This is a genomic window from Acinetobacter sp. CIP 102129 (genome assembly GCF_000368305.1).
GTDB classification, from domain to species: domain Bacteria; phylum Pseudomonadota; class Gammaproteobacteria; order Pseudomonadales; family Moraxellaceae; genus Acinetobacter; species Acinetobacter parvus.
On record NZ_KB849340.1, the window covers coordinates 97,807 to 123,871 of the forward strand.

Sequence of the window (26,065 nt, forward strand, 5' to 3'; positions counted from 1 at the left end):
GCCTAGTCAACCACTAGGCTGGCCAATTTTGGTAAATCTGGGTTAACACTTCCGTTGCCGTGGCTTGGTCTGCAAAGGTGGTGTCAAGTTTAAACAGGGCAACAGTGTTGCTTGTGCCTACGGCAGAGAGCTTGAGCAGGTAGTTCTGGTCGCCTACCTTGATGGTTGCCTCATAACCATTCTCCGCCTGTGAAACCACCTTGTAGTTGAGGCTGCTCAAGGTTGCAAAGGTATACTGCCAGGCGGTTGCGGTTGGTCCATCTACCTTAAGCAGTGGATTCTTGTTGCCATCCATCACCAGTTGTGGACGACCTAAAGTCGCAGTTGTGCTTGCAGCAGGATTGCCTGAACTCTGCATTGCCTCTGGACGGGGAAGCGCATAACGGTTGCCCGTCTTGTTTACAAAATTTGGCGCATGCTCGATGGCAAGCGCGTCAACCGTAGGAGCTGGATACAATGGTGTAAATGGTCTGACCGTTGCATTGTCAGGGAATTTGAGGGGTTCAAGTGCCTGCGCCTTTTTATAATCCAGAGAATGGTTATTCAGGGCAAAACGACCACAACCAGCCAAACTTAAAGCTGAAATGACCAGGACAACACCAAGACGTAATTGCATCATAAATTGCTCGTATTAGATAATTCCCGCAACTTTTAAACCATTGCGAAGAGGTTCACGATATTGTTCCGCAAGCGGGGTCAAAGGCAGGCGAATGCCTGTACCTATGTAGCCCATCTCATGCAACGCCCATTTCACAGGAATTGGGTTTGATTCGCAAAACAAAATATTGTGTAGATTTGCAATTTGCTGATTCAGGTCTTGCGCTTTCGCCTGTTCTCCCGCCAGTGCGGCCTCACACACTTCACTCATTTGCTTAGGTGCAACATTTGCGGTGACGGAAATATTGCCTTTGGCACCCAGCAGAATCAGTTCCCATGCGGTTGCGTCATCACCTGAATAAACGGCGATCTTGCCATTTAGACCGTTAATGAGTGCCTTGCCACGAGGAATGTCACCCGTTGCATCCTTAATGCCGACGATGTTCTTGACATCAGCAAGGCGGATCACTGTCTCATTTTGCATGTCGACACCAGTACGGCCTGGAACATTGTAAAGAATCTGTGGAATTTCAACCGCTTCAGCAATGGCTTTATAGTGCTGGTATAAGCCTTCCTGTGTCGGTTTATTATAGTAAGGCGTGACCAAAAGCGCTGCATCAGCGCCAACATCTTTGGCTGCCTGAGTCAGTTCAATCGCTTCACGTGTCGAATTCGCACCTGTTCCAGCAATGATCGGAATGCGTTTATTGGCAACACGGATCACTTCCTGAATGACCTTGATATGTTCTTCCATACTCAAAGTTGAGGCTTCGCCTGTTGTGCCGACAGCGACAATGCTATGTGTGCCTTGCTGGATGTGCCACTCAACAAGCTTCTCAAGACTCTTCCAATCCACACCACCATCTTCAAACATAGGGGTAACGATTGCGACAATTGAGCCTTGAATATTCTGTGCTAGCTGAGTCATTTTAAAAAAATATCCTATTTTCCCATCCGAATTTGAAGTGAATAAAAAACGAAATAATGGATGGTTGCAGTATTTTGATTGGTCATTCAGCAATGAGCTTGGTTGAATGACAATTATGCAAATTATGACTGATCGAGCGCATAAGAACAATATGCTTTAGTCAAACTGTGGAAAACTTTAATTCATCTCGATAAAAATTCAGAGAACAGTGGCGGTAAAGTCAGCAGCAGGGTAAGGTAAAAACAGCAGCTTAAGGTTGAATTATAAAATGCAGAAACATTCCAGACATAGCGCATTGATCGTGGTCGATGTCCAAAATGGCTTTACGCCAGGCGGTAATCTGGCCGTCGCCGATGCGGACCAGATTATTCCATTGATTAATCAGTTGGCGCAGCAGTTCGATACGGTTGTGCTGACACAGGACTGGCATCCTGAACAGCATATTTCCTTTGCGGAAAACCATAAGGATAAAGTGCCCTTTGAAACGGTTGAACTGGCTTATGGTACGCAGGTGCTATGGCCAAAACACTGTGTGCAGGGCAGCCATGATGCTGAATTTCATCCTGATCTTGATGTTCCAACTGTACAACTGATAATTCGTAAGGGCTTTCATCCAGATATTGATAGCTATTCCGCCTTTATGGAGGCTGATCGCAAGACACCCACAGGTCTCAATGGCTATTTAAAGGAACATCAGGTGGATACCGTTTATATTGTTGGAATTGCCACGGACTTCTGTGTGGCATGGACGGCTTTGGATGCTGTACATTTTGGATTTAAAACCTATGTGGTTGAGGATGCCTGTAAGGCGATTGACTTGAATGGCTCACTGCAAAAGGCCTGGCAGGAAATGTCTGGGCAGGGGGTTCAGCGGATACAGTCATCCAACCTGCTTGCCTAGGCTTGTGACGGCCATGCTAAAAACGTAAACTTTTGTTCACGAGTAAATGCCTTATTGTATTTGCGGACTAGAATAGTAATAGAGGGTGTTATGACTGAAGAAATAGATAATTTTGACCGCAAAATTATTCATCACCTCCAGCTTAATGGACGTTTGGCCAATCAGCAACTCGCTGAGTTGGTGGGCTTGTCTACTTCCCAGTGTTCACGCCGTCGGATTAACCTCGAACAGAAGAAAATTATCACAGGCTATTATGCGCAGATTGCCCTGGATGCTGACCCAACGCCGATTATGGGGATTATTGAGGTGAAATTGCAGAATTATAATGATGCAACCCATGATCGTTTTGTTGAGTTTCTTTTGCATGAGCCCGCAGTTAAAGATATTCATAAACTTACAGGCAGTTATGATTTTGTACTCAAAGTTGCGGTCAAGAGTTTGGATGAAATGGTGAAATTGATTGGCATATTGTCATCCAGTAACTTTGGAGTCAGTAATTTAAATACATCTATTGTTTTAGAAAAATTAAAGGAAAATGGCATTGCGATTAAATAATAAATACTTTGCTACCCTTATAATGCCAGTCAAGATAACGCTATCACAGCGCAAACTTTTTGTATTTTAATGTGTTATTTTAATTATAAATTGCATTTATGATAAAAATATAATAATAAATTGCGTAAAAACTATAAAAATGATCAAATATATCAATCCGCATCCATATTCAGGATGCTCTCCCTGCTGTTGTCTTCTTTCTTGAGTTATACCGTTATGAATACTGATCAACATGTGTCTTTGCTAAGCCCAGCCGTGCCTGTGGTAGACCAACACTCAAGAGTGGAGGATGCTCTGGCGATGTTGATTGGAACATTTATTTTATCGTTTGCCATGACCCTGTTGCAGCAGGCAGGCATTATGACAGGTGGAACGGCAGGATTGTCGTTGTTGATTCACTACATCACTGACATCAAGTTTGGCGTGTTATTTTTGCTGATCAATATTCCATTTTACTATTTTGCCTATAAAAAGATGGGTATGGCCCTTGTGGTGAAAACCTTTGTCGCGGTGGCGTTACTGGCTGGGTTTACAGAAACCATTCCCCATAGAGATGGATCCGTAAATTTGAACAACTCCTATAAGTGATATTCTGCTCCTCAAATGATGTTATAAACATCAATATATGGAGTATTTTATGGCACGTAGACCAAGAAGAAATCATTCAAATGATTTTAAAGCTAAGGTAGCACTTGCTGCGATTAAAGCAGAAAAAACACTTGCTGAATTGAGTGCTGAATTTGATGTTCATCAAAACCAAATTATTGACTGGAAAAATCAATTGATCTCAGCTTCCTCGCAAGCTTTCGATCAATCAAAAGCTCCAACAGAACCACCCATCGATCTAAAAAAACTACATGCAAAAATCGGTGAGCAGGCATTAGAAATTGATTTTTTAGAAGGTGTGTTGAAGAAACTGGGCCGCTTCAACCACAAAAGTTAATCGACGACTCACTTCAGATTTCAGTATCTAAACAAGCTAAGCTGCTGAAAGTCTCCCGTGGTTGTTATTATTATCGCCCAAAACCTGTTAGCTCATCAGATCTGAAGCTGATGCGATGTATTGATGAATTACATATGCAATATCCTTTTGCAGGCAGTCGTATGATGCGTGATTTGTTGAATCGTCAAGGGCATCATATAGGACGACGTCATACACGTACTTTAATGAAGAAAATGGGTATTCAGGCGTTATATTGCAAACCAAATTTAAGCCGGGCTAATCAAGCTCACCGTAAATATCCATATCTGCTCAAAGGGTTGGCTATTCAGCGCAGTAATCAAGTGTGGTCTACGGATATAACGTATATCCCTATGGCAAAAGGCTTTGTTTATTTATGTGCTGTGATTGATTGGCATAGCCGCAAGGTACTTGCGCATAGGGTATCGATTAGTATGGAGGTGGATTTTTGTATTTCGGTTTTAAATGAAGCGATTGAAAAATATGGATCACCTGAAATATTGAATACAGACCAAGGCAGTCAGTTCACCAGTGATGCATTTATTGATGTATTGAAATCAAATGGCATTCAAATCAGTATGGATGGTAAAGGTCGATGGGTAGATAATGTGATGGTTGAACGATTATGGCGGAGCGTTAAATATGAAGAGGTGTATCTCAAAGCTTATAGCAGTGTCACAGATGCGAAAAAGCAATTAAGTGCATATTTTGAGTTTTATAATTTGAAACGACCTCATTCGAGTCTAGACAAAATGACACCAAATGAGTTTTACTATGATCAGCTACCACAACAAAATAAGGTAGCTTAACTAGAGCAGAATATCACTTATAAATAAGCTTTTAGTTGTTCAAACATGTGGGACCACCTCTGCATAAAATAAATTTTTTAAATTCTTAATTTATAGTTGAAAATGATGGTAAAGGGTAGAAGAAAGGCGAACTGTATGAAAGTAATAAAGTTTCATACTAACCTAGCTCTATCTAATTGATATTTATAAACTGTAAATAATTGAAGAAAAAATAAAGTTTCATACTAAACATCATTTTTTCTTCAATTTTTACTATACGTTGAGTAATAAAGTTTCATACTGAAATGAAACTTTAGACTCAGTAAATCACCTTTCATTTTATCTCAATGATGTTAAAAAATCAGTGTAAGCTTTTAGTTTTTCAATATCTTGAAGTAATTGGTTTTTTCTTCTCAAAATATCTGTTTTTAGTTCTGGAAAGTCTATAAGAGCTTGTTCGGAAGCTTTGATTTGGTTTTCATATATCTTTTGCTTTTCTTTTAATTGTTTGGCCTTGAATTCAAGTTTTCCCGCATCATTTTTTACGGTTTTAATATCAAATTGCTTTTTAAAAGTATCCATGCTTTTTGTTTCAATAAATGTTGAAAGTCTTGGATTATCTAAATGAATGTTTTTAAGTAAGTGGCCTTGTTGTACAAGTTTCCTCAGAAGTCTATAAAGTTGTTGTTGGTTAGCTCGTTGTTTTTCTTCTTTAGAAAGATTCAAATTGTTCCAAATCTTGTTTGATGTCCATCCATCAATTTGATTTTTGTCTAGAAGGTAAAGAAAAGATTGAAAGAAAGGAGAAGTAATTTGTTTCATGATAGAAAGCTGGAAAACTTAAAAAGAGGATTATAGTCCGTGGATATGTAATCCTCAAATGGTGATAGTTCTATTTTTTAAGCATTTGAATGTTTATGTCAGAACTTACTATTCAATTTGGTCAATTGGTTCGCAAGTACAGAAAAGAAAGAAACATGTCACAAGAACAATTGGCATTGCGCTGTAACATGGATCGAAGCTACTTAGGGCGAATTGAAAGAGGAGAAGTTAATCCTACCTTAGAAAAAATTTATGAGTTGGCTGATGCTTTAAAAATTTTACCTACAAGTTTATTACCAGTAAATTAAACTTTGAGTTCAACTTCGTAAGACCATAGTCTTTTTAATCCTTGAGAAGTTTCACGCGAATAACTTAAGCATTCTGGTAATAAAATAGTTATACCTCTGTCTCTGCCCTCTAACACCCAATAAATGGCGAAACCTAAAGTTTGAGCTTTTGTTGAAAGAGGTGCTAAATAGATATTATTTTTTCCATTAAAATTTAGATCTAGCTCTTTAACCAAGTCACTAATAACTTGGGCTGTAGCAAATGGATTATTAGCAGGAGAAAATTTTCTTTTAGTTATCCAATCGGAATTTTGAGTAATGCTCCCACTTAAAGCTGCTCTCATAGAACTTTGTTGATACATGTCAGCGCTTAATGATGGAAATGAGAATACAGGGTGATAAGTGGCACCATCTTTGTAAGATGCTATTTGTGATAGCATTTTATGGTCATAACCAATATTAATTATTAGATGATCTTTAAATTCAGAGTTCGATGTAGCAGAAATCCCACTTATCGATTTAACAATTGATGAAGTTGTTGTGCTAAAATTCGTATTATCTCCATCAGAATAAAACTTTGGTTCAGAATAAATAGCTGTGAATTTATCTACACCATTATATTTTAAAGAAGCCACTAAAAATATTAACACATGCCGCATAAAACCAGTAATATCGATACAAATGTTTTTATCACTTAAATCTCCAATTCTAGATAATAATTCATTAACTTGAGAAATGTCAGTGATATCAGATGGAATGATTACTTCATTTACTTCTGCGCTAGGTATTTCTTCATTACTAAAATGATATTCTGGATGGACTAGCCAAAATTTTTTAGTAGAAGTTATAGACTCAAATAATGTTTTGACTCTTTCACTATCATTAAAAGCAGAAATAAAAATATCAAAATTAGGAAGGTTCTCTGAAATTTTTGTATATTCAATTGGGCGAGTATAAAAAATAGAATAATCAATCATATGTATTAAACTTAAAAATTAAAAAGATCGTTATGTGCCAAAGATGATTCATCTCTAGTAAATGGTTGATTCCATTTGATATTATAATTTTTTAATAAAGCTTCAAATTCCTTAGCCCGATTAAAATCAAAAATAGCATTTACTAAGTTTGGTGGTAGTCCAATATCACCACGTTTACTAATTGGAAGACCATATATAGGTGAAATCATTGGATTGAGAGAAAATTTTCGATTAATTTTTAAATTATTTCTATTTGGTCGGCCATTTTTTATTTCAAATATAAATGAATAATTTAGTGCACTTTGCAAAGTTTCTTTAGATTGCTTTGTTAATCCTTCATCTGAAAAACTAATTAGTAGTGGGGAAACTTCTGGAATGTTTAAAGCAAATCTAGCTACACGTAGTAATTCACATAAATTTTTTACAGCATCTCTAGCAAGATCTGAAGGTCTGCCAAAATTTGAATCTTGTTCAAATATAAATCTCGCTGAATCTAAAACAGCTTTACTTTGGTCTTCTATAGATAATGGTTTTCCATTGATAAAATCTATATTTTTAAACCTCGCCAAATCATATGCTGCACCTAAAATACTTAGTAAGTTACGAGGGTTGCCAGATGACATTTCAATAAATGTATCCAGTCCAGCATAAATCATGGGTTTGGAAGATTCTTTATTTAATTGAGCAATTAAATCTTTTCTCCAACTAGAATATGAATCTCTATAAGACTTAATACTAGGATCTTTGGGGTCTTGAATAAAGAGAGTACAATCATTTCTAATTTTATTAGCTGTAGCTAAATAAGATTCATCACTTTTATATTCTTTTGCAAACCTAAGAATATTGTGTTTTTTTAAAATTATTGAAAAATCTCTGGTTAAAATGTTTAATAGTTCTTCAATATCGTTAGGTTCAATAATGTTGGGTATTTCTTTGAGGGTTTCAATAAATCCATTAATAAACTTAAAATCTTTTCCATTGTTAAAGTTTAAATAATCAATAAATTCTTTATAATGATTATTTTTATTAACATTTTCAAAACATTTAGATAAGTTGAAACTGTTGCTGTCAATGATTTTTTCATAAACTAAGCGTTCTTTAACAAAAGAATAGGCAAAGTCTTTATAATTTGAAACCTCTTGAAGAATATCATCTAAATAGGTTTTTTTGAACTCAACATCTTCTCTATTTTCTTCGCCATTCCCAATAGTACTATATGTTTTAAGAGCATAAAGCCTACCACTTATTCTAAAAGTTACACTACCAGAACTATATCTAATTAAGGTATTAATGATCTCTTGTTGGCTTTCAGTATAAAAATTTTCTATTTCATCAATTAAGTAAAGGAGTGGTATATTTTTAAATGAAGGATGCCAAATATCTATTGCATTCTTAATTTTTATAGAGAAAGTACCTAGTGAAAATGGTGGAATTATGTCTAAGGATTTAGTAAATGCATAGGCATTAATTGCATTATCAATTTTTTTTAATTGTTGGTGAATCCAATTTTTAACAGAAATTAGATCAACAAGATTAGAAAATTCATTTTCATTAAGAACATAAGTGGATAAGAGTTTAATAAAATCATGATTATTAAACTTAACATTAGGTGTGGTTTTTTCTATATCGATTAATATCGAGAATAAATCTTCGGCTAATTTCAGTTCTAGATGAACGCCAAACAGTTGTTGCCATTTTGAGATATCGATATCATTCAAGCAAATAAAACGGCTAGCATCTAATGCATTTGCTCTTAAGAAAACACCTAGTGACTGATGTTGATTTACAATAGACCTCTTGCGAAAGTATCTTTAATGACTATTTTAGATGTTGATATTTATTTAAAAATCAACGCTTATCACTGATTAAATTTTGACTAACGCAAGAGGTCTAATATCTAAGCCAGTTAAATTTGAACTTCTTAATTTCGTTGCATTATAAGAATAATGACGAAGTAAGTGTGTTTTACCTGTTCCTTTACCACCTAAAATAAATTTAGACTTTCTTAAAGTTGGTTCGATAACTGCTTCAACAAAATTTTCACTAATATCGATCCAAAGTTTATTAATTTCTTCGTCAGAGTAATCTGATGCTTTTGCAAATGAGAATGGATTCGAATTTATCATGTTTATGATCTCACAGAGCCATAATTTTTTTCAAATCTTTTGAAAATAGGAAACCAAGAATTACTCGTTTCTGGTATATAACCATCTTTCCAAAAAACTGGTAAAGTATTATTAGGGGTATTGTGAGAAAATCCAATTAATAGCTCACAATCACTATGACCGAATGGATTTGAATAAAGAGGTGAACCATAATGTTCAATTATTTTTTTAAAATTTTCCATATTAAACCAGTCAACTTTTTTGAAATATCTAGCTCCAGTAGTACAACTCTTATAACTCTCATCAAGTTCAAAAAGGCAAACCGCATTTCCATTAAAAACATTATGATCATTAAGAACTTCTAGGCCTTGACTCGTAGAAAATATTGACATAAAACTAATTTGTATATGTGGATTATTTTCTCTAATATTTGCAAGAGTATCTTTTAAATAGCCTGTTATTTGGGTTCCCCCTCCTACAAAATCATCAAAAAAAACATATCTTTTAATATTAATGTCTCTAGCAATCCATTTAATTTTACCATTTTCATCTGATTCAGCTTTAAATGCATGATAAAGATCTCTAAATAGAAATTTTTTTAAATCATTAACTTGTCTGAAAATATATAATAAATGAGCTCCACTTTCGGCAGGATTACCTACACTGATGAAACGTGATAATTTTAATTCTTCTTCAAATAAATTATTTAAAAGTTCAAAATTAGTGGTGTGGTTATTTTTTTTACGTAGTTCATGAATAATAGGTGTCCGAAAGTAATCCCGATATAGAGATATTAGCATTTCTCTAATCATACGTTGACTGAAAAATATAAACTTTGAAAGTGCTAAAGTCATATATAATTTTTCTTCTTGTTCACTCAGTATTTGGCCAGTAAATTGAGATAGCCACTCTTCAATCTCTGGCATTTTTATTGCATTATCCCATATATCTGAAGCTAAAATTTTTAACTTAGATTCTATTTCTATATAATCCACACTGGAAAAAAAGTCATTCATACTTTTACTTTTCAAATACTAAAACGGTTTCACGAGATATTATTGACGCTGTTCGATTACGCTTTGTCATTAGCCCTCTAGATTTAATATCATCAATAAGAACCAGTTTCAATCGTAACCCATATTTTTTAAAGCAATAAGTCATAAACTCATCATTTCTTAGAGTCTCACCACATACCTGATTGTTTCCTAACACGAAGATGATACGTCCTTTAGGGGCTAGGATACGAGAAAGTTCCTGTGCTACTTGTTCCATCTCAATAAGATATTTCTGAGTTATTCTGGCTCTACTTATGTTGGTTTTGGCTATTTTCTCAATAAGATGAGTATATTTTTTTGGTAAATCGCCTGCCTTTAAACATAATAGTTCCGTTATTAAATGTTCTCTACCTATAGATTTTTCTTCTAAAGATCTTAATCCTTTTGGTGGAACAAAGCCTAACCAATTCAATGAAAGACTAGTAGATCGTATATATTTTTGTGCACTGCCATATGGTGGAGAAGTAATAATTAGTGGTACTGAATTATCTGGCATCTTCGTAGTCAGATCAAAATCTTTAAAAATATCCCTTGCATCTATCCCAACCTTTAACGCACTAATTCTTTTTGGAAATTGAGCGTTAGTCTGTCTAATACGTTCGATATTTGCATCTACAATACTTTTGAATTCCTCTATGACATTAAGATTTTGTATCCAGTCTAATCGCTTCTGAATTCGCTGATTCGTAGCTTCTGAAAATTTTTCTTTGGTTTTTAAACGAACAGGAACACTAATGGCTGGATCTGCATAGCTAATTTTTTTTGCCAAAGATGAAAAACAGACTTTAAAAAAGTCCTTTTCATCGATTTCATCAATTTCATTAATAGCTCTTAAAATAATTTCTAATTTGCTTTTATGTTCAGGTAAATACCACAGATGTGAATTCACCACATCAACTGCAGTGGCTTTTTGGTATCTTTTAGCTTTGACTAGAACTTTTTCTTTAATTTTTATTAGCTTATCAATCGAATAAGATGTTGTTTTTACCTTTGCAATTAATAAGGCAAAAGGATTTGCATCAGCTACCAAGGGTAAGAAACCCTGCATGGATGATTCTAAAGCTACTGTACCTGAGCCACAAAATGGATCTAATACAATTTTATTCTTAAAATTACTATGAGCTTTTAAGAAGAAATTAATTATGTGGGGAAGCAACTTTGCGGGGTATGGGTGAATTTGATGTGTTAACTGATCCCCAGCTTTTAACCAATACACAAGTTTTCTAAAATCGACATTGATTGGAGTTCCAGTAATAGAATACTCAAAAATCATTTTATCTAAAATTCTTTGGACGTACTCATCCTTCGGGGGAGAGTCTTGAAGAATATCTATTTCATATTCATCAGCAGTCATGTATCTATTGATATTCAACTCACCCATTTAAAAGATTGAACTCCATGAATTTTAAAGAAATCTAGCATAATGAAGAGCAGCTTAAATTATTAAACATATTTGGGCAAGCTAATCTTAATTAAGATTAGCTATACCTGTGAAATGTCAGTTTTTATTTTTATTGATAAAGATAGTACAGAGTCTGCTTGACCAGTTGTTTAATTCAGATTCTGAGATTTCCTGACGTTTACTATCCATTCTAGGATGGTTTAATGTACTATTTTTATAGCAAATATTTTTAAAAATTCCTTTTGGCCACCTTAAACATTGAGTGACTACAAGTTCCAGTACTTTAGCTCTATCACTAGTATTCCACTGATTTGTATCTTTAATGAATAGAACACGAGTCGAAAGCGGTTTTTTATTGTCAGATGTATCTACCTCTAAGATCACAATATTTTGATTATTAAGCTGGAAACTCACTTCGGCTACACATCTAGGATTGCCATCGGTTTTTACATGTTTGGAATGACCTTGAATGTTTGGTAGTTTGTGTAATTGAAAGCTGAAATTCTTGATAGGGTTCTCTTTGCAAAACAAATCAATCATTTGTTGAAATGCAGAGAATCGATCAAGATACAGGTGAAGGTCTTCAGTCTCATCTTCTGCACCGTTAAATTCAGCAGAGGGAACAGAGCCTTCAGAAACTGGCTCGTTAGTACTAACACCTGATGATTCATTAGCAGATGGTAGGTCTTGATCTTTTGTACCGTAATTTCTATGGCGAGATTTTTTTGATGCTTTCCTTGTCTCAATTGCTTCAAGAAACTCAAAACTAGTAGGAACTACATCAATAATTTGCACATCATCGTTACTACCTTCTTCGTCATCTTTAATTGTCGGTTCTTTCCCATTATTTTTAATGCCTGAAGAGCTTTCAGTTTTACCACCTGATTTTGACTCTATGAATTTATCGCTATAGAACTCAACCTCTTTTGAGATATGGCTTGAGATTTTTTGAAATCCTGAAATTTCATTTACAAAGAACTCAGAAGTTTCTGCTCTGTAGTAACCATAGGTGTCAAAGATTACGCCATCAAGTTGAGGTGGGTTAAAACAAAAATTCCAGATACGATATTGATCAAAATCATAGCCATATTGGGTGAAAAATTGGCTGATACTTTCGAAAGATTTCCTAATATCACTATCAAGTAGAATCCAAGATAAGATTCGTCGTATGCCAGCATCGTTGAAATGAGAGGTAGGATAGGAGCAAGCAGGCAAAATATTGATGAGGTAGTGATCTGGGTTTGAAACAATATCAAAATCAATACTTAGACTATTTTCTAAAACTGCTGATCTTGCAAGATATGGAGTATAGAAAAAGAGCGATCTAGCCAGTTCAAATTGTGGAAGTCGAACTTTGATTGTTTCGGACATTGGCTGCCCAAACTGATCGACTCGAACAGCATCAAACAAGAAATAATGCTCTATAAACTTTCCTTTAGGTAGGTTTGAATCATAGACAGAGGATAGCCAATCTTGTGTTGAACTAATTTTAAAGCGTAAATTATAGCCTTTAGGGTATTCTTGTGTAGGGTTGATGTGACTATTTTTTCTTAATAACTTTGCATTAGAAAAGTTAGTGTAAGTTGTCTCAGTTACTTTATTTTCATTTTCCAAAGCTAGATTTATTGCCCAACTGCCTGAATTATGTTTTTTAAACAAAGAGCCAATCTTTTTTATTTTCATATTCTTAGCGATGTGACTTATTTTAGCCATGATTCATCCTTTTCATTTGATTTAGGAATTTGAGGGCTTCATCTGTTAATCGTTCTTCACTTAATCCTGAATGTCGTAATAATTGCCAATTCGCTGGGTGTTGATTCATTTTTTTAAATTGAATAATTGTTCGAGTGATTCTTCGGATTTGATAACTACTAATATCTTCTGAAAACGTGTTCAGAAATTTATGTGTTAAGGGCAGCTGATATAGGTTTTTCTCTACGGTGGAGTGTTGCGGTAGTTGCCTGAGATACCAGTTTCTAGATTGCCTAGGCAAATTCAAATCATTCAATGATTGATAAAATATTTTGAATAATCGCCTCACCATTTGCCAATCTCTCAGAGGCCAATTGATCTTCTTACGGCCTAGTGTCGGTAAAACGTGAAATTTTCTATTTTTATTTAACAACCACATTTTATCATTGCGATAAAGCCATGCGTATAAGGCGGCATTTTTGACTCTAGATGGCTTTATTCCATAATTTTGAATCAAAGACATCCATTCATTACGTTTTTCTTTGAGCATCAATATGTCTTTATACTTATTTTTTAGAATTGATGTATCAAGCTTAAAGGGATTAGAAGGTAACTGATGGATTTCACTTAGAATGGCAGTCCATGTCCAGTTTTTAGTGAAAAACGTCTCTAAGACGATAATATGTTCAAGATAACTGAATGACTTACGATGCTTTCTAAAGATAGCTTTAAGCCAACTTGTTTCAGATTTCAGTTTATCTAGGTGATGTTCCTGTAGCCATTTTAGATCCCATGTTTTTATAACTGCTGAATAAATTTTTGAATGATCAATATGACTAGAACCTTTGTTGAAACCTAATCGCTTTGCAATAAGTTGATAAAATTGACTCCATTGATGAAACGTAGGAGATGTTGATGGAGGAAGGTTTAACAGTTCATCAACATGCCTACTCACGATTAGATCTAATTCGTGAGCAGGGTTATGAGATTGCTTGTGATTCAGAATAGAACTTGCAGGAATAAATTGATGTCGTCCATTCAAATGGACTGGTTGCAAAAATTCTGACAATTTAACCTTATGTTTGCTACAGCAATTTGCGCCTTGAATGTACCAAAGTCTTGACCAAAAAAATTCTCCATATTGATCATATTGCTCTTCTAAGCAATGTCGACAATATCGATGTGTTGATATCTGCTTAACTTTGGATGCCGCCACTCCTAATGTTAAATGAATAGAACCTTTTGATTGATTCCTCATCCATTGAAGGCATTTTAAACGTGTGTTTTCTGGAGAAAATAAAGCGTGGATGGGAAAAAGCGTATGTTTATAAGCAAGATTTTCAAGCGTGTAGTGTGGTGGTAAATGCTTTAAAAGGCATCTTAGATGGCTAGGTAAATCAATCGTGGCAATAACCTTACGATTAGCAAACACTTCTTCAAGTAATTGTTTTGGACTTGTAATAGCATGGTGAATTCCAGCTCGTGCTATCGTGCTGTAAATTAACTCATTGGGATATGGTGTAGGAAAGTTCAACATGACAATTCTACTATTACATTGATTGTATCCAAGTTTGCGTATCAAAAATCAACTCACTTGATTGAAGAACGTCATAAAAATTTTGTGATTTTTGCTTTTGCGAAAACTTAAACCTTAAATCATCTGACGGTAAGGTTATCCATTCGCTCTGTTTTATTTTTCTCAGATTCGTTGTTTCAGGTTTGATTTCTTTATCCGCCTCAACTTCAGTGAGCCAATTCGAAACGATAGGCATGAGTTCTTGCATATTGAGATGAGGAAAATCGATAAAGGCTTTTTTTATTACAGAAATTACTTTAGATTCTGGATATCCAGTGGCAATCAGTAGATTATGCAATCTTTGTGCATGTACATTTCCATTATATTGTTCAACTTTTTCTTGTTCTTCCTCTATTTTTTTCTGAAGTAGAAGTAAAGTTTTGTCCACATATGGAATAGTTAAGTCAGAATAGAGTGCGATGCGATTAGGATCTCCAGACTTGAGTGCTTCTATCATTGGATGGACAAATTTGAGTTCATCCTCATAGACTTGTCTAAGCAAATTTGGCGTTATTCTTTCTAATCCTGTCATGATCGCTCGACACTGAGCCAAAACAAAAAGTTTGACGACAATATCCAGTACGCCTTGAGACAGTTCATACCAGCAGTCTCGAATTTCGTCACTCAGTTGTTCTTTATTCGTTAGCCATTGATATTTCCAAAGGGCATTGGTGAAAGCCATCCATTCTGTTCTAGTCGCAGTATTTGATAATGGGGGATTGTTCTTCATAGGTTCCCATATAACAGCCCCGAAACCAGCCCCACGACGCGCTGAACGCAAATCACCATCAAATATAAACTTAGCTTTAGGTGTGCCGACCATAACCACTGGCAAACCTACAACATTGATTAAGGTGACAAAGAAGTTCAGCATTTTTTCAGCACCACCTGAATTTTTAACACTCAGGTGTTGGATTTCATCAATGACAAGAACACCAATAGCGTAGGTGTTGGTAATTTGACGCATATAGTTGAGTAGAGCTTCGATTCCTAATCTTTTTAAGGCTACTTTTCTTTCAAAATCTGTTCCTAATGCAACATCAATCGCCTTAAAGAAATGCAAACATAGATTTTTTAATGAGCCATCATGAGGGCAGTCTATTTTGAGATAAACGAGTTGAGTGAAGTTATATTTTTCATGATAAATAACTTGAGGATAAAGGTTTAGAATTCGCTGTAGGGTTGTGCTTTTGCCACTTCCTGAACAACCGATCAATGAATAGCTTAAAGCTGTAGATTTTGGTGCATCAAAACGAAAGGCATTAATATCTCCCGACATAATACGTTCATAACCATTTTGCAAATGCTGGTGTAATTTCCCATCAGCAATATTGCGCCCGACATAGCCTTGACGAATTAATATTGCAATTTTTTGTTCTAATGAAATATGCCGAGTAATCGGTTGAAAAAATTGATGAAGAAGTTGAGACGAAAGATGAATTCTTTCGTTCTTAGATCTCAGAATATCCTCAGGGTTAAAATCAACTTTACCAATCAGATTAGCTTTGATATCTGCAATTTCCTGCATGATTGGTGGTAGGGCTTCAATAAATGGATTGTCTTTATATTCACCAAAACTAGACGTGTAACGTGCTTGAATAAAATTTAATGGCAAAGTCATTTAGTCATCCTCACCAAATAATTCGTCTGTTAAGTCTGGATAATGAACTGCTTCAGCATCTTGAGGCTTAATTGAGGTTTTCAGTTTAGGCATTGGAATAATATTTGTATCCATTATTCCTTGCTGTTTTACCTTAGCTTTGCGTTCACTATTTTTTTCTTTTGCTTTATTTTCAGTTATTTCAGCGATTCGCTGAGATGATTTAATTGGACTCTTCGGATGCTTAGTTTTAAGTTTTTCACTGATAAAAGCTTCAAGCTCTCTTCGTTTTTTCGAAGCCTCTAGTTCGTGCTGTGCAAGGTGCTCTTTTTGGGCTTTTTGCCTTTCTTTAACTTCCCACAAAGTACAATCCATAAATTCTCTCGATCGATCGGAGAGAGACCCTATCCAATATTCAAGACTATTATCTTTTGGAAAAATATAAATTTTATTCATTGAGCAAGGATCATATGCAGCTTCAAGGTTTTGAGGACGAGAACTTTCTGTCTTACGGTGTAACCAACCAAGATCGAGTACTTCTTTGGCTAGGTAGTAAAGACCAAATGCTTTGATGCCTAAGTCTGATATTGTGATTTTAGTACGTGGCAATAATGCAATTCTTAGTGCTTCCTCTGGAACACTCCTCAATTTTCCAGTTCTGTTTTGAATACCCCAATTCCATAAATGTAAGGGAATGGTTGGTAAGTCATTAGGCATGTCTGGCTCACGATCATACGTCTTTAGCACATGAAATTGATTATGCGAGATGATGCAAGCAAGAATGATTTCAGTAAATTGGTGAATATTTAATGTGGCATCTTGACGGTAATCATTACCACCAGTTTTTTTTACAGTAGTGCCTTCAACAACACCTTTTCCTTTACCTTCTTTTTTAAAATAAGCCTGATAGGTATTGAAAGCTTGTTCTACTATGCCTTTAGCATCGCCACGTCTAGCTGGTGCATTTTCAAGTCTTACAGCGAAAGTTTTTTCTAATGCTTCAATTTGATAGCCTAATAGTTCTCCTCGATCCGCGAGTAAAGCATCGGGTAAACCAACTGCTGGCCAATCTTCTGGCTGAATTGAGATCCCATACTCAGCACAATACTTAACCTTGTTGGTCATCGCTATATTCAATGCTTGTATAGCAGCTAAATATGAAGGTGATTCAAAACCGATATAAAAGCCTGCGACTAATCTACTGAAGACGTCAATCACAAAGTAAATGGTGGGTCTACCAACGATACTTTCTGGATTTGAATTTGAAACAAGATAAATATCAGCGATCGTGGCATCAATTTCATAACGTGCACCAGGGCCTAAGGCTTGAGCGTTAGATGTTGATTGCAAAGGACGATAGTCTTTGCGGTAGTTGGATGTACCAATACGAGCTTTTACGCTTTCAATTTTTTTGAATTCTTTTTCGTAGTAATACTTAAACTGCCATATTGTTGGAATATCTGATTCTGCTATATCGGGATATAGATTTTTATAAGTGGTTTGAAATTTTCGATATACAAATGGGAGTGAATGTTTGTTGTCTTTTAAAAAGAATAATTTAATGGTGCGATAGAAAAGCTTTTCAATATCTTCATTAACATTAATGCCTTGTTCACTATTATAGATACGAGGTCGACCTAATTTTTTGTCTTTAGCTGTTCTTTTTTGACCCTTAGCTCCACTATTTTTGTAATCAGGAAGTAATGCATTAGGAGTTTGTCCTCTTTGCCAATATCTGCGAGCTAAGCGATAAATAGTTGGTTTGGTGACGTCATGTTTATCCATGATTTCCCTAATTATTTTTCCTCTTTTGAGCTGGAATATAAAATAACTCATGAGAAATTAGAGGGTAAATAAGAGCATAATTTTGGTCACGTTTTATTTCTTGTATTGATTCCTTCTTCGGCTGAATGAAAGCAAGTGGCTCATGTGGGTCTATTGCTCTTTTAATATTGCCATCTTCCAAACCTTTTAAGATTTCTGTTCTACTAACTTCAATTGGAAAAGCATTTTCCAAGTCAAGATTAATCCAAATCACAGAGTCAGGTAGGATAGTTAAAATCCTAAATAAAGAGCTTTCAAAACTTAATACTTCATTAATTTTCAGCATGAAGTACCTCATTCCAAATATTAAGCTCGCCCAATTGAATATGATCTGTATTCAAATCCTTAAAAGAAATATTAAGATCAAATATGAAATACCGCTGAGCCAGCAAGTCTCTAATTTCTCTTAAAGATTGTCCTAACTCAAAATGATATTTTTGATCAACAGTTCTCGCTAATTCATTAATCTTTTTAGATTTATTTTTAATAAAAATATCTGCATAAAAGTTAAGTTTATCTAGCGTATCTTGTTCACTCAGTTCCATAGTATTTATTGAACTGTATAACCATTGAATGTTCTGGCTGACAGTTTTAGGAACTTGATACTCGGTAAAAATATAAAAAGGTATGTTTTGCTGTTTCCAATATTGTCGTTCAATTTCTATTTTTTCTATTGTGCGTGGGTCATTGAGAGCATTTGAATATTTAACTTGGACTACAAACTTAGGTGTTATTGAATTATGTGTATCCACTAAAAAATCGCTTGTCATGATTTGATAGTGTTTCCCAAATCTAGGGTGAGGGATTCCAATTGTCTTCGCAATTTCTAGAGTTTGTTCGAGGTCTAAGGGATATTGTTCTCGAATATCGATAGTCGTTGAATGCCATTCTAGTAATAGAAAAGTAGAAAGTTCTAGATCAGAGAGAAGGTGATGAGTTCTTTGGCTTTTATGACCAAAAACTCGGTGAGATCGACCTTCTGAACTCACATCTCGAATTGTGAGCCAAGGCTTATAGTTATTTCCAAAACCCTGTCCTCGTCCTTCTTTAATCCATTTTTGAATTTTGAGTTCATGATTTTGTGTGTTCTTAAAGTTGGCCATAAAAAAATCCACACATCATGCTGTTTAGAGCATAGCTTGTGTGGATTTTTTGAGCAATTCGGTATTACACTTTATTACTCAGTATGAGACTTTATTACTTAGTATGAAACTTTATTACTCTCATACAATTACTCTCATACAACTTTATCATTTTACTCTACAGTCACACTCTTCGCTAAATTACGTGGCTGATCGACATCAGTTCCGCGTAATACCGCAACATGGTAGGAAAGCAGCTGTACAGGAATACTGTAAACAATTGGCGCCAGCCATTCATTGACAGATGGAATGTGAACCACATGCTGACGATCTTTACCGTGAATACCACTGTCTTGGTCAGCAAATACAAACAGCTCACCGCCACGAGCCTGAACTTCTTCCATGTTCGACTTGAGTTTATCCAACATCTCATCCTGAGGAGCTAGGATCACCACAGGCATTTCATTATCGACTAGAGCCAATGGGCCATGTTTCAGTTCGCCTGCTGCATAACCTTCGGCATGAATATATGAAATTTCTTTCAATTTCAATGCACCTTCCAGCGCGATTGGGAAATGTGTGCCACGTCCCAGGAAAAGGCAATGGTTTTTCTCAACAAAGAGGGTCGAGAGACGCAAAATCTCAGTATTATGCTGCAAAGTATCCAGAATCACTTTTGGACAATGCCATAATGCTTCCACAATCTCATTCAACTGATCTGTCGCAAGCTGCTGTTTGACTTGACCAATTTTGAGAATGAGCAACATTAATGCGGCAAGCTGTGTGGTAAATGCTTTTGTTGAAGCAACCCCGATTTCAGGACCAGCCAGTGTCAATAAATGATGATTGGTTTCGCGCACCATCGATGAGGTGGCAACGTTACAGATTGTCATGGTGGTGATGTCAAGGTTTTGTACCTTGGCGCGTTTTTGTGTTTCACGTAACGCTGCCAGCGTATCCGCTGTCTCACCAGACTGGGAAATACAGATATACAGTGTATTGGCCACAATCACTGGCGTGCGGTAACGGAATTCACTGGCGATCTCGACCTGGCAAGGTACACCGATCAACTGTTCAAACCAGTACTTGGCAATCATGCCCGCATGATAACTGGTGCCACAGGCAATAATCTGGACTTGCTGAATTTTGTCAAAATCCGCATTGGCATGATTAAGGAAATCGTCACGTAACGTATTACCATTCAATGCCTGGGAAATCGTTTGTTGAATTGCTTCTGGCTGCTCATAGATTTCCTTGAGCATATAATGCTTATATTCACCTTTAGACGCATTGCTAATCGTGGCATCCAGTTCTTTGACAGGACGTTCGACCAGTTCACCATTGACAAACACTTCAATACTGGTACGGGTTAAACGCGCAATGTCGCCTTCTTCCAGATAAACAAAACGATTGGTTACAGGCAATAAAGCCAATTGATCAGAACTAATAAAGTTTTCACCAATCCCGACTCCGATCACCAGAGGGGAACCTTCCCGTACAGTGATCAGCTCATCGGTATGACCCGTATGAATAATCCCCAGTGCATAGGCACCCTTAAGGCGAGGAACAATATTCTGTACGGCTTCAAGTAAACTATCGGTTTGCTTAAGTGCATCATGCACTAAATGTGCAACCACTTCGGTATCGGTCTGGGACGTAAAGATATAGCCCAAAGCCTGTAATTCTTCTTTGAGTTCCTGATAATTTTCAATAATACCATTGTGTACAACCGCCACATCACCTGAAACATGTGGATGAGCGTTATTTTCAGTTGGTTTACCATGGGTTGCCCAACGGGTATGTGCAATACCCACATGACCAGTCAAATGCTGTTCAGATACTGCTTCAGCTAAATTTGCAACTTTACCTACACGACGTTCGCGTAAGATTTGTTGATTATTCAATAACGCTAAACCCGCAGAGTCATAACCGCGATATTCAAGACGTTTTAATCCTTCAATCAGAATATCAGTTACACATCGTTCTGCAACGCCACCAACAATACCACACATAATTTTATCCTCTTATTTTTTCAGCTTTTGGGGACGTTGATAATTTGCTTTCTCAAACTGTTTAGATCGTTCGACAGCTAAACTATGCTCAGCCACATTTCGAGTTAAGGTTGAGCCTGCACCTGTGGTTGCACCTTGAGCAATTTTGATTGGTGCAACCAATGAGTTATTGGTACCAATAAATACATTGTCTTCAATAACAGTGCGATGTTTATTTGCGCCATCATAATTACAAGTGATTGTCCCTGCTCCAATATTACAATCCGCACCGATGTCAGCATCGCCCAGATAAGTAAAGTGATTGGCTTTTGAACCGACACCGATATTGGAGTTCTTTACTTCAACAAAGTTTCCAATGTGCACATCATTGGCCAGATTTGCGCCAGGACGTAAACGGGCAAAAGGCCCAATCTGGGTATTTTCACCCACAACCGCATTTTCAAAAATGCTATAGGCTTGAACTTTGGTACCTGCTGCAATACGGGTATTTTTTAAAATACATCCCGCACCAAGCTGGACGTTATCGCCAAGCTCACAATCCCCTTCGATGATCACGTTCACATCAATCTGCACGTCCTGACCACACTTAAGGTTGCCACGTAAATCAAAACGGTTCGGATCGATTAAGTGAACGCCCTGTTCCATCAGTTGTTTGGCTTGTTGTTGCTGAAATTGACGTTCCAAAGTTGCAAGTTGTATGCGGTCATTCACACCATCAACTTCAAACGCAAAATCTGGTTCAACTGAGGCAACTTCCAGACCATCCGCAATCGCCATCGCAACAATATCGGTCAGGTAATATTCACCTTGCGCATTTTCATTGGAAAGTTTTGGTAGCCATTGATGCAGCTTGGCATTGCTAACGCAATAAATGCCTGTATTGATTTCCTGAATCTGGCGCTGTTCTTGATTGGCATCTTTATGTTCAACAATGGCCTGAATTTTACCGTCTTGGCGGACAATGCGACCATAACCTGTTGCATCTTCTACGGTAAGCGTAACTAAGCCAATGCCTGTCTGAGTAGAGGCATCTAATAGTTTTTGTAGGGTATTTGCATGAATACAAGGTACATCACCCGATAAAATCAGCGAAATACCGTCTTGAGGTAAAACAGGTAATGTCATTTGCACTGCATGACCTGTGCCCAATTGTTCGGCTTGTTCAACCCACTCAACCTGTTCATTGGCAAAACTTTGCTTAACCAGCTCACCGCCATGTCCATAAATGGTAATAATGTTTTCAGCATGCAATTTTTTTGCGGTTTGAATCACATGTCCTAAAAGTGGTCGACCTGCAAGGGGTTGTAGTACTTTTGGTATTTGTGAACGCATTCGCGTTCCTTTCCCTGCGGCAAGAATAATAACAGTTGTTGACATAACTAACCCTAATATCAATGGTTTAAGTCAAAAAATAAAAATGAATCATAAAAATACAAAGCGCAGCCCAAAGACCTGCAATGATGTCATCAAGCATAATCCCTAGACCACCAGTAACTTTTTGGTCTGCCCAACTAATCGGAAATGGTTTCCAGACATCAAATATACGGAATAATACAAATCCAGCAATGACCCACAACCCATTCATTTGCTGTAAATAAAGCAAAGGCAGGAAAGTAATGGACTGTCCTGCGAACTCATCCCAGACAATACGTCCGTCATCATGCACATTGAGGACTTTGGCGGTTTGTCCGCAGATATAAATGCCCACAACCGACATGATCAGGATGGCAATCAAGCTGCCATAGAAACCCAATTGTAGCCACAATGGTACAAACAGCAGGGCAAAGGCTGAACCAAATGTTCCAGGTGCCTTGGGTGCTAAACCAGAACCGAAACCGACACCGCAAAAAACGATGCAACGGTTGAACCAGCTCATTTGTTTAAAGTGAATCGGTGGCTTATGCAAAGTGTTGATATCCCTGAACAGCTAATGGGTGATTTTCGCCCATATACACAAATGACAATCCAGTTTGTTGGGTGATTTTACCAATTATTGTAAGCGGAACATCTAATTGTTGTCGAAGTAGTTTTTCAAAATTTTGCGGTGATATTGTAAAGCACAGCTCATAATCGTCACCACCCGCAAGGGCGTAGTGCCATGCTTGCTGCTTTTCCAGATTTTTGAGTGATTCATCAATCGGAAGCTGATCAAGTTGTAGTTTTGCACCGACATTGGACGCCTTCAGAATATGTCCCAAGTCCTGGGCCAATCCATCCGAAACATCAATCATACTGGAGGCCAGACCTTTGAGCTGTTGTCCTAAAACACAACGTGGCGTTGGATAATCAAGTCGTTGCTGTAGGGCATGGCCAAGATGCTGTAGCCCAAATGCGGCATCGCCAATCTGACCACTGACACAAATGTAGTCACCCACTTGTGCACCTGATCGGGTAATGGCCTGACCCTGTTCAATCCAGCCCAGAGCCGTGACCGTGATGGTCAGTTGGGAATTCTGTGTGGTATCACCACCAATCAGACTGACACCAAATTGATCGCAGCAATCGAACAAGCCCTGACTAAAGCTAGCTAGCCAGCCATGATCAACTGTTGGTAGGCTTAATGCCAGTAAAATACTATGCGGTTTTGCACCCATTGCAGCGAGGTCAGATAAATTGACCGCCACACTTTTCCAGCCGATGGCATGGGCAGAGGTATCGGTTGGAAAATGTCGACCAGCAACCAGTGTATCGGTACAGATCACCAGTTGCTGTGAGGGAGCAGGAGTCACAATCGCTGAGTCATCACCAATTCCTAAACTGACATCGGATTTTGATGCACGTTTAAAGTATTGATCAATAATTGAAAACTCAGCCATGACACAAGCCTGTTATTTAGCTTGCTGTTTTTCAGCTTCACGAAGCTTTGAAGAAAGACGGTCCAGTACACCATTGATGTATTTATGGCTGTCCGCACCACCAAAGTGTTTTGCTAGCTCAATTGCTTCATCAAGTACAACGCGGTATGGAACTTCGAGATGATCTCGTAATTCATAAGCACCAAGTCGTAAGGTTGCAAGCTCTACACCATCGAGGGCATTTAACTCACGATCAAGTACAGGGATGAGTAACTCATCCAGGGCGTCATGTTGGGCAACCACTTGAGTGAGCAATTCATGGTAATAGTTAAGGTCAACCTTGTGCATGGCATTTTCAACACGGGTGCGTGCCTCAATTTCATGGACAGGGTTCTGACTCATTTGCCATTCATAAATCCCTTGTACAGCAAAACGACGTGCTTTGCGTTTCGCTGCATAAGCGGCCTGAAGTGTTTGCGACATGCTTTAAATTGCCTTTAATAAGTTAACCATTTCGATAGCAGTAAGAGCAGCTTCGCTACCTTTATTACCTGCTTTCGTACCTGAACGTTCAATCGCTTGTTCGATGCTATCGGTAGTTAAAACACCGTTAATCACAGGCATTGTGCTTTCAAGTGCTACAACACCTAGACCTTTCGCACATTCACCCGCAACGAAGTCAAAGTGTGGAGTGCTACCACGAATCACTGCACCTAAAGCAATGATGGCATCAAACTTGTTTGAGGCAGCTAGCTTTTTCGCAACGATTGGCAATTCCCACGCACCTGGTGCATGAATCACGGTAATCGCATCTTCTGCAACGCCATGACGTTTTAAGGTGTCAATCGCACCTTCCAGTAAATGTTCAACCACGAAGCTGTTGAAACGACCAACCAAGATCGCATAACGACCTTCGCTTGCGAGATGTAGTAAACCTTCAATTCGGCGAATTGCCATAACAACCTCGATTATTTTGCTGTGACTTGATCGGCAGTGATGTATTCCACTACCTCTAAATTAAATCCTGATAGTGCATTGAAACGAAGTGGTGAACTCAACAGTTTCATTTTCTCAACGCCCAGATCACGTAAAATCTGTGCACCAACACCAATGGTCTGATATTGCTGGGAGAGGGCGGCATTGGATTTCAAAGGCATTGGCTGATTCAGGTGATGAATTGCATGACCCAGATCTTCCAGATGGTCCTGTCCAATCCATACCAGCACTCCACGGTCGCTCTCTGATATGGTTCTCAGTGCGAGGTCCAGACTCCATGCAGTGGAACCATCTGCTTTATTGAGTTTTAGCAAGTCACGTACAGGGTTGAAACCATGCACACGAACTGTGGTGACCCCTTGTTTTGGTTCACCTTTCACTAACGCCAGATGGATGTCTGGACTGCCGATTTCACGGTATTTGTATAGCTCAAACGCACCGTATTCAGTATCAATGGTTTCCTGGGACAGGCGTTCAACCGTTTGTTCATTGGTCATACGGTAATGGATCAGATCCGCAATCGTACCGATTTTTAAGCCATGTTTCTCTGCAAATACTTCTAAATCAGGGCGACGCGCCATAGTGCCGTCATCATTAATGATTTCACAGATCACGGACGCTGGCTCAAGACCCGCCAGACGGGTTAAGTCGCAACCTGCTTCAGTATGGCCTGCACGGTGCAGTACGCCACCTGGCTGTGCCATTAATGGGAAAATATGGCCTGGCTGAACGATATCGCTTGGCTTGGCATGTGCCGCAACCGCGGTACGGATGGTATGCGCGCGCTCAGCAGCGGAAATGCCTGTGCTGATGCCTTCAGCTGCTTCGATTGAGAGGGTGAAGTTGGTCGCGTGCTGTGCGCCGTTCTGGTCAACCATCAACGGAAGATTCAGTTGTTTACAACGGTCACGGCTGAGCGTCAGGCAGACCAAACCACGTGCATGGGTAATCATGAAGTTAATATCTTCAGGGCGCACATGCGTTGCGGCGATGACCAGATCACCTTCATTTTCACGATCTTCATCATCCATCAGGATGACCATTTTGCCTGCACGAATATCTGCGACAAGCTCTTCAACACGACTCAGCGGCATTCGCTTTCACCTTTTT

At 37.7% G+C, this 26,065-nt stretch carries 23 protein-coding genes and 2 pseudogenes; 5 read left to right on the forward strand and 20 right to left on the reverse strand.

Annotation, left to right across the window (positions count from 1 at the left end):
• Positions 1–13 precede the first annotated feature (13 nt).
• The gene (locus F973_RS04590) at positions 14–616 is read right to left on the reverse strand and encodes a hypothetical protein (RefSeq protein ID WP_004679173.1); all 603 of its coding nucleotides are present in this window, start codon (positions 614–616) and stop codon (positions 14–16) included.
• A gap of 15 nt (positions 617–631) precedes the next feature.
• Positions 632–1,525 carry a 4-hydroxy-tetrahydrodipicolinate synthase gene (dapA, locus tag F973_RS04595; RefSeq protein WP_004760333.1) on the reverse strand — a complete coding sequence of 298 codons (894 nt, stop codon included), beginning with the start codon at positions 1,523–1,525 and terminating at the stop codon, positions 632–634.
• A gap of 268 nt (positions 1,526–1,793) precedes the next feature.
• Between dapA and pncA the strand changes: the two genes are divergently transcribed.
• From pncA to F973_RS14510, 4 genes and pseudogenes are all read left to right on the forward strand, one after another.
• A complete protein-coding gene (pncA, locus tag F973_RS04600) occupies positions 1,794–2,426 on the forward strand; it encodes a bifunctional nicotinamidase/pyrazinamidase (protein ID WP_004760335.1) in 633 nt (210 codons plus the stop codon).
• Positions 2,427–2,516: 90 nt separating this feature from the next.
• The gene (locus F973_RS04605; RefSeq protein ID WP_004760337.1) at positions 2,517–2,981 is read left to right on the forward strand and encodes an Lrp/AsnC family transcriptional regulator; all 465 of its coding nucleotides are present in this window, start codon (positions 2,517–2,519) and stop codon (positions 2,979–2,981) included.
• 216 nt (positions 2,982–3,197) lie between these two features.
• A pseudogene (locus F973_RS04610) lies at positions 3,198–3,527 on the forward strand (YitT family protein); the annotation flags it as partial.
• Between the two features lie 79 nt (positions 3,528–3,606).
• Positions 3,607–4,751, forward strand: a protein-coding gene (locus tag F973_RS14510) for an IS3-like element ISAba14 family transposase (RefSeq protein WP_155756458.1) whose coding sequence is annotated in 2 segments (ribosomal slippage) — positions 3,607–3,871 and positions 3,871–4,751 — 1,146 coding nt in all. Because the reading frame shifts where the segments join, the coding sequence is not laid out codon by codon here.
• A 318-nt stretch (positions 4,752–5,069) separates the two neighbouring features.
• Here F973_RS14510 and F973_RS04625 read toward each other — a convergent pair.
• Positions 5,070–5,552, reverse strand: coding sequence for a hypothetical protein (locus F973_RS04625; protein WP_004760341.1), 483 nt, complete (start codon positions 5,550–5,552; stop codon positions 5,070–5,072).
• An 89-nt stretch (positions 5,553–5,641) separates the two neighbouring features.
• On the opposite strand from F973_RS04625, the gene F973_RS04630 reads away from it, so the two are divergent.
• On the forward strand, positions 5,642–5,860 hold the full coding sequence (locus F973_RS04630) for a helix-turn-helix domain-containing protein (protein ID WP_004760343.1): 219 nt from the start codon (positions 5,642–5,644) through the stop codon (positions 5,858–5,860).
• On the opposite strand, the gene F973_RS04635 is transcribed toward F973_RS04630, so the two are convergent.
• The 17 genes and pseudogenes from F973_RS04635 to ribBA all read right to left on the reverse strand — a co-directional run bounded on the left by F973_RS04635 (position 5,857) and on the right by ribBA (position 26,049).
• Positions 5,857–6,816: a hypothetical protein gene (locus F973_RS04635; RefSeq protein ID WP_004760344.1), complete on the reverse strand. Its 960-nt coding sequence runs from the start codon at positions 6,814–6,816 to the stop codon at positions 5,857–5,859. The genes F973_RS04630 and F973_RS04635 overlap by 4 nt on opposite strands.
• An 11-nt stretch (positions 6,817–6,827) precedes the next feature.
• Positions 6,828–8,534, reverse strand: coding sequence for an ORC-CDC6 family AAA ATPase (locus F973_RS04640; protein WP_004760346.1), 1,707 nt, complete (start codon positions 8,532–8,534; stop codon positions 6,828–6,830).
• Between the two features lie 147 nt (positions 8,535–8,681).
• Positions 8,682–8,942, reverse strand: a complete 261-nt coding sequence (locus F973_RS14515) for an ORC-CDC6 family AAA ATPase (protein ID WP_004760348.1) — start codon at positions 8,940–8,942, stop codon at positions 8,682–8,684.
• Positions 8,943–8,944: 2 nt separating this feature from the next.
• On the reverse strand, positions 8,945–9,937 hold the full coding sequence (locus F973_RS04650; RefSeq protein ID WP_004760349.1) for a phosphoribosyltransferase-like protein: 993 nt from the start codon (positions 9,935–9,937) through the stop codon (positions 8,945–8,947).
• Positions 9,938–9,941: 4 nt separating this feature from the next.
• Positions 9,942–11,357: a DNA adenine methylase gene (locus F973_RS04655; protein WP_004760350.1), complete on the reverse strand. Its 1,416-nt coding sequence runs from the start codon at positions 11,355–11,357 to the stop codon at positions 9,942–9,944.
• A gap of 117 nt (positions 11,358–11,474) precedes the next feature.
• Positions 11,475–13,091, reverse strand: a complete 1,617-nt coding sequence (locus F973_RS04660; protein ID WP_004760352.1) for a Tn7-like element transposition protein TnsE — start codon at positions 13,089–13,091, stop codon at positions 11,475–11,477.
• Positions 13,084–14,607, reverse strand: a complete 1,524-nt coding sequence (locus F973_RS04665) for a TnsD family Tn7-like transposition protein (protein ID WP_004683632.1) — start codon at positions 14,605–14,607, stop codon at positions 13,084–13,086. The genes F973_RS04660 and F973_RS04665 overlap by 8 nt, the downstream gene beginning before the upstream one ends.
• Positions 14,608–14,620: 13 nt before the next feature.
• Positions 14,621–16,267: an AAA family ATPase gene (locus tag F973_RS04670; protein WP_004683630.1), complete on the reverse strand. Its 1,647-nt coding sequence runs from the start codon at positions 16,265–16,267 to the stop codon at positions 14,621–14,623.
• Positions 16,268–18,356, reverse strand: a pseudogene (locus tag F973_RS04675) (transposase).
• The gene (locus tag F973_RS04685; RefSeq protein ID WP_004760356.1) at positions 18,343–19,173 is read right to left on the reverse strand and encodes a heteromeric transposase endonuclease subunit TnsA; all 831 of its coding nucleotides are present in this window, start codon (positions 19,171–19,173) and stop codon (positions 18,343–18,345) included. The pseudogene F973_RS04675 and the gene F973_RS04685 overlap by 14 nt, the downstream one beginning before the upstream one ends.
• Positions 19,174–19,325: 152 nt before the next feature.
• Positions 19,326–21,164 (reverse strand): glutamine--fructose-6-phosphate transaminase (isomerizing), encoded by a 1,839-nt coding sequence (glmS, locus tag F973_RS04690; RefSeq protein WP_004760357.1) that lies wholly within the window; start codon positions 21,162–21,164, stop codon positions 19,326–19,328.
• Between the two features lie 12 nt (positions 21,165–21,176).
• Positions 21,177–22,541 (reverse strand): bifunctional UDP-N-acetylglucosamine diphosphorylase/glucosamine-1-phosphate N-acetyltransferase GlmU, encoded by a 1,365-nt coding sequence (glmU, locus tag F973_RS04695; RefSeq protein ID WP_004760359.1) that lies wholly within the window; start codon positions 22,539–22,541, stop codon positions 21,177–21,179.
• A gap of 22 nt (positions 22,542–22,563) precedes the next feature.
• On the reverse strand, positions 22,564–23,040 hold the full coding sequence (locus F973_RS04700; RefSeq protein ID WP_051062110.1) for a phosphatidylglycerophosphatase A family protein: 477 nt from the start codon (positions 23,038–23,040) through the stop codon (positions 22,564–22,566).
• A 22-nt stretch (positions 23,041–23,062) separates the two neighbouring features.
• Entirely contained in the window at positions 23,063–23,980 is a 918-nt protein-coding gene (gene thiL / locus F973_RS04705; protein WP_004760361.1) for a thiamine-phosphate kinase, read from the reverse strand.
• Between the two features lie 12 nt (positions 23,981–23,992).
• Positions 23,993–24,442, reverse strand: coding sequence for a transcription antitermination factor NusB (nusB, locus tag F973_RS04710; protein ID WP_004683615.1), 450 nt, complete (start codon positions 24,440–24,442; stop codon positions 23,993–23,995).
• Positions 24,443–24,445: 3 nt separating this feature from the next.
• The gene (ribE, locus tag F973_RS04715; RefSeq protein ID WP_004637206.1) at positions 24,446–24,916 is read right to left on the reverse strand and encodes a 6,7-dimethyl-8-ribityllumazine synthase; all 471 of its coding nucleotides are present in this window, start codon (positions 24,914–24,916) and stop codon (positions 24,446–24,448) included.
• Between the two features lie 11 nt (positions 24,917–24,927).
• Positions 24,928–26,049, reverse strand: coding sequence for a bifunctional 3,4-dihydroxy-2-butanone-4-phosphate synthase/GTP cyclohydrolase II (ribBA, locus tag F973_RS04720; protein WP_004760363.1), 1,122 nt, complete (start codon positions 26,047–26,049; stop codon positions 24,928–24,930).
• Positions 26,050–26,065: the final 16 nt, after the last annotated feature.

Bases quoted from the DNA above. Each gene is read 5' to 3' on its own strand.
- F973_RS04590 (WP_004679173.1), bottom strand. From the start codon at position 616: ATGCAATTACGTCTTGGTGTTGTCCTGGTCATTTCAGCTTTAAGTTTG.
- dapA (WP_004760333.1), bottom strand. From the start codon at position 1,525: ATGACTCAGCTAGCACAGAATATTCAAGGCTCAATTGTCGCAATCGTT.
- pncA (WP_004760335.1), top strand. From the start codon at position 1,794: ATGCAGAAACATTCCAGACATAGCGCATTGATCGTGGTCGATGTCCAA.
- F973_RS04605 (WP_004760337.1), top strand. From the start codon at position 2,517: ATGACTGAAGAAATAGATAATTTTGACCGCAAAATTATTCATCACCTC.
- F973_RS04625 (WP_004760341.1), bottom strand. From the start codon at position 5,552: ATGAAACAAATTACTTCTCCTTTCTTTCAATCTTTTCTTTACCTTCTA.
- F973_RS04630 (WP_004760343.1), top strand. From the start codon at position 5,642: ATGTTTATGTCAGAACTTACTATTCAATTTGGTCAATTGGTTCGCAAG.
- F973_RS04635 (WP_004760344.1), bottom strand. From the start codon at position 6,816: ATGATTGATTATTCTATTTTTTATACTCGCCCAATTGAATATACAAAA.
- F973_RS14515 (WP_004760348.1), bottom strand. From the start codon at position 8,942: ATGATAAATTCGAATCCATTCTCATTTGCAAAAGCATCAGATTACTCT.
- F973_RS04650 (WP_004760349.1), bottom strand. From the start codon at position 9,937: ATGAATGACTTTTTTTCCAGTGTGGATTATATAGAAATAGAATCTAAG.
- F973_RS04655 (WP_004760350.1), bottom strand. From the start codon at position 11,357: ATGGGTGAGTTGAATATCAATAGATACATGACTGCTGATGAATATGAA.
- F973_RS04660 (WP_004760352.1), bottom strand. From the start codon at position 13,091: ATGGCTAAAATAAGTCACATCGCTAAGAATATGAAAATAAAAAAGATT.
- F973_RS04665 (WP_004683632.1), bottom strand. From the start codon at position 14,607: ATGTTGAACTTTCCTACACCATATCCCAATGAGTTAATTTACAGCACG.
- F973_RS04670 (WP_004683630.1), bottom strand. From the start codon at position 16,267: ATGACTTTGCCATTAAATTTTATTCAAGCACGTTACACGTCTAGTTTT.
- F973_RS04685 (WP_004760356.1), bottom strand. From the start codon at position 19,173: ATGGCCAACTTTAAGAACACACAAAATCATGAACTCAAAATTCAAAAA.
- glmS (WP_004760357.1), bottom strand. From the start codon at position 21,164: ATGTGTGGTATTGTTGGTGGCGTTGCAGAACGATGTGTAACTGATATT.
- glmU (WP_004760359.1), bottom strand. From the start codon at position 22,541: ATGTCAACAACTGTTATTATTCTTGCCGCAGGGAAAGGAACGCGAATG.
- F973_RS04700 (WP_051062110.1), bottom strand. From the start codon at position 23,040: ATGAGCTGGTTCAACCGTTGCATCGTTTTTTGCGGTGTCGGTTTCGGT.
- thiL (WP_004760361.1), bottom strand. From the start codon at position 23,980: ATGGCTGAGTTTTCAATTATTGATCAATACTTTAAACGTGCATCAAAA.
- nusB (WP_004683615.1), bottom strand. From the start codon at position 24,442: ATGTCGCAAACACTTCAGGCCGCTTATGCAGCGAAACGCAAAGCACGT.
- ribE (WP_004637206.1), bottom strand. From the start codon at position 24,916: ATGGCAATTCGCCGAATTGAAGGTTTACTACATCTCGCAAGCGAAGGT.
- ribBA (WP_004760363.1), bottom strand. From the start codon at position 26,049: ATGCCGCTGAGTCGTGTTGAAGAGCTTGTCGCAGATATTCGTGCAGGC.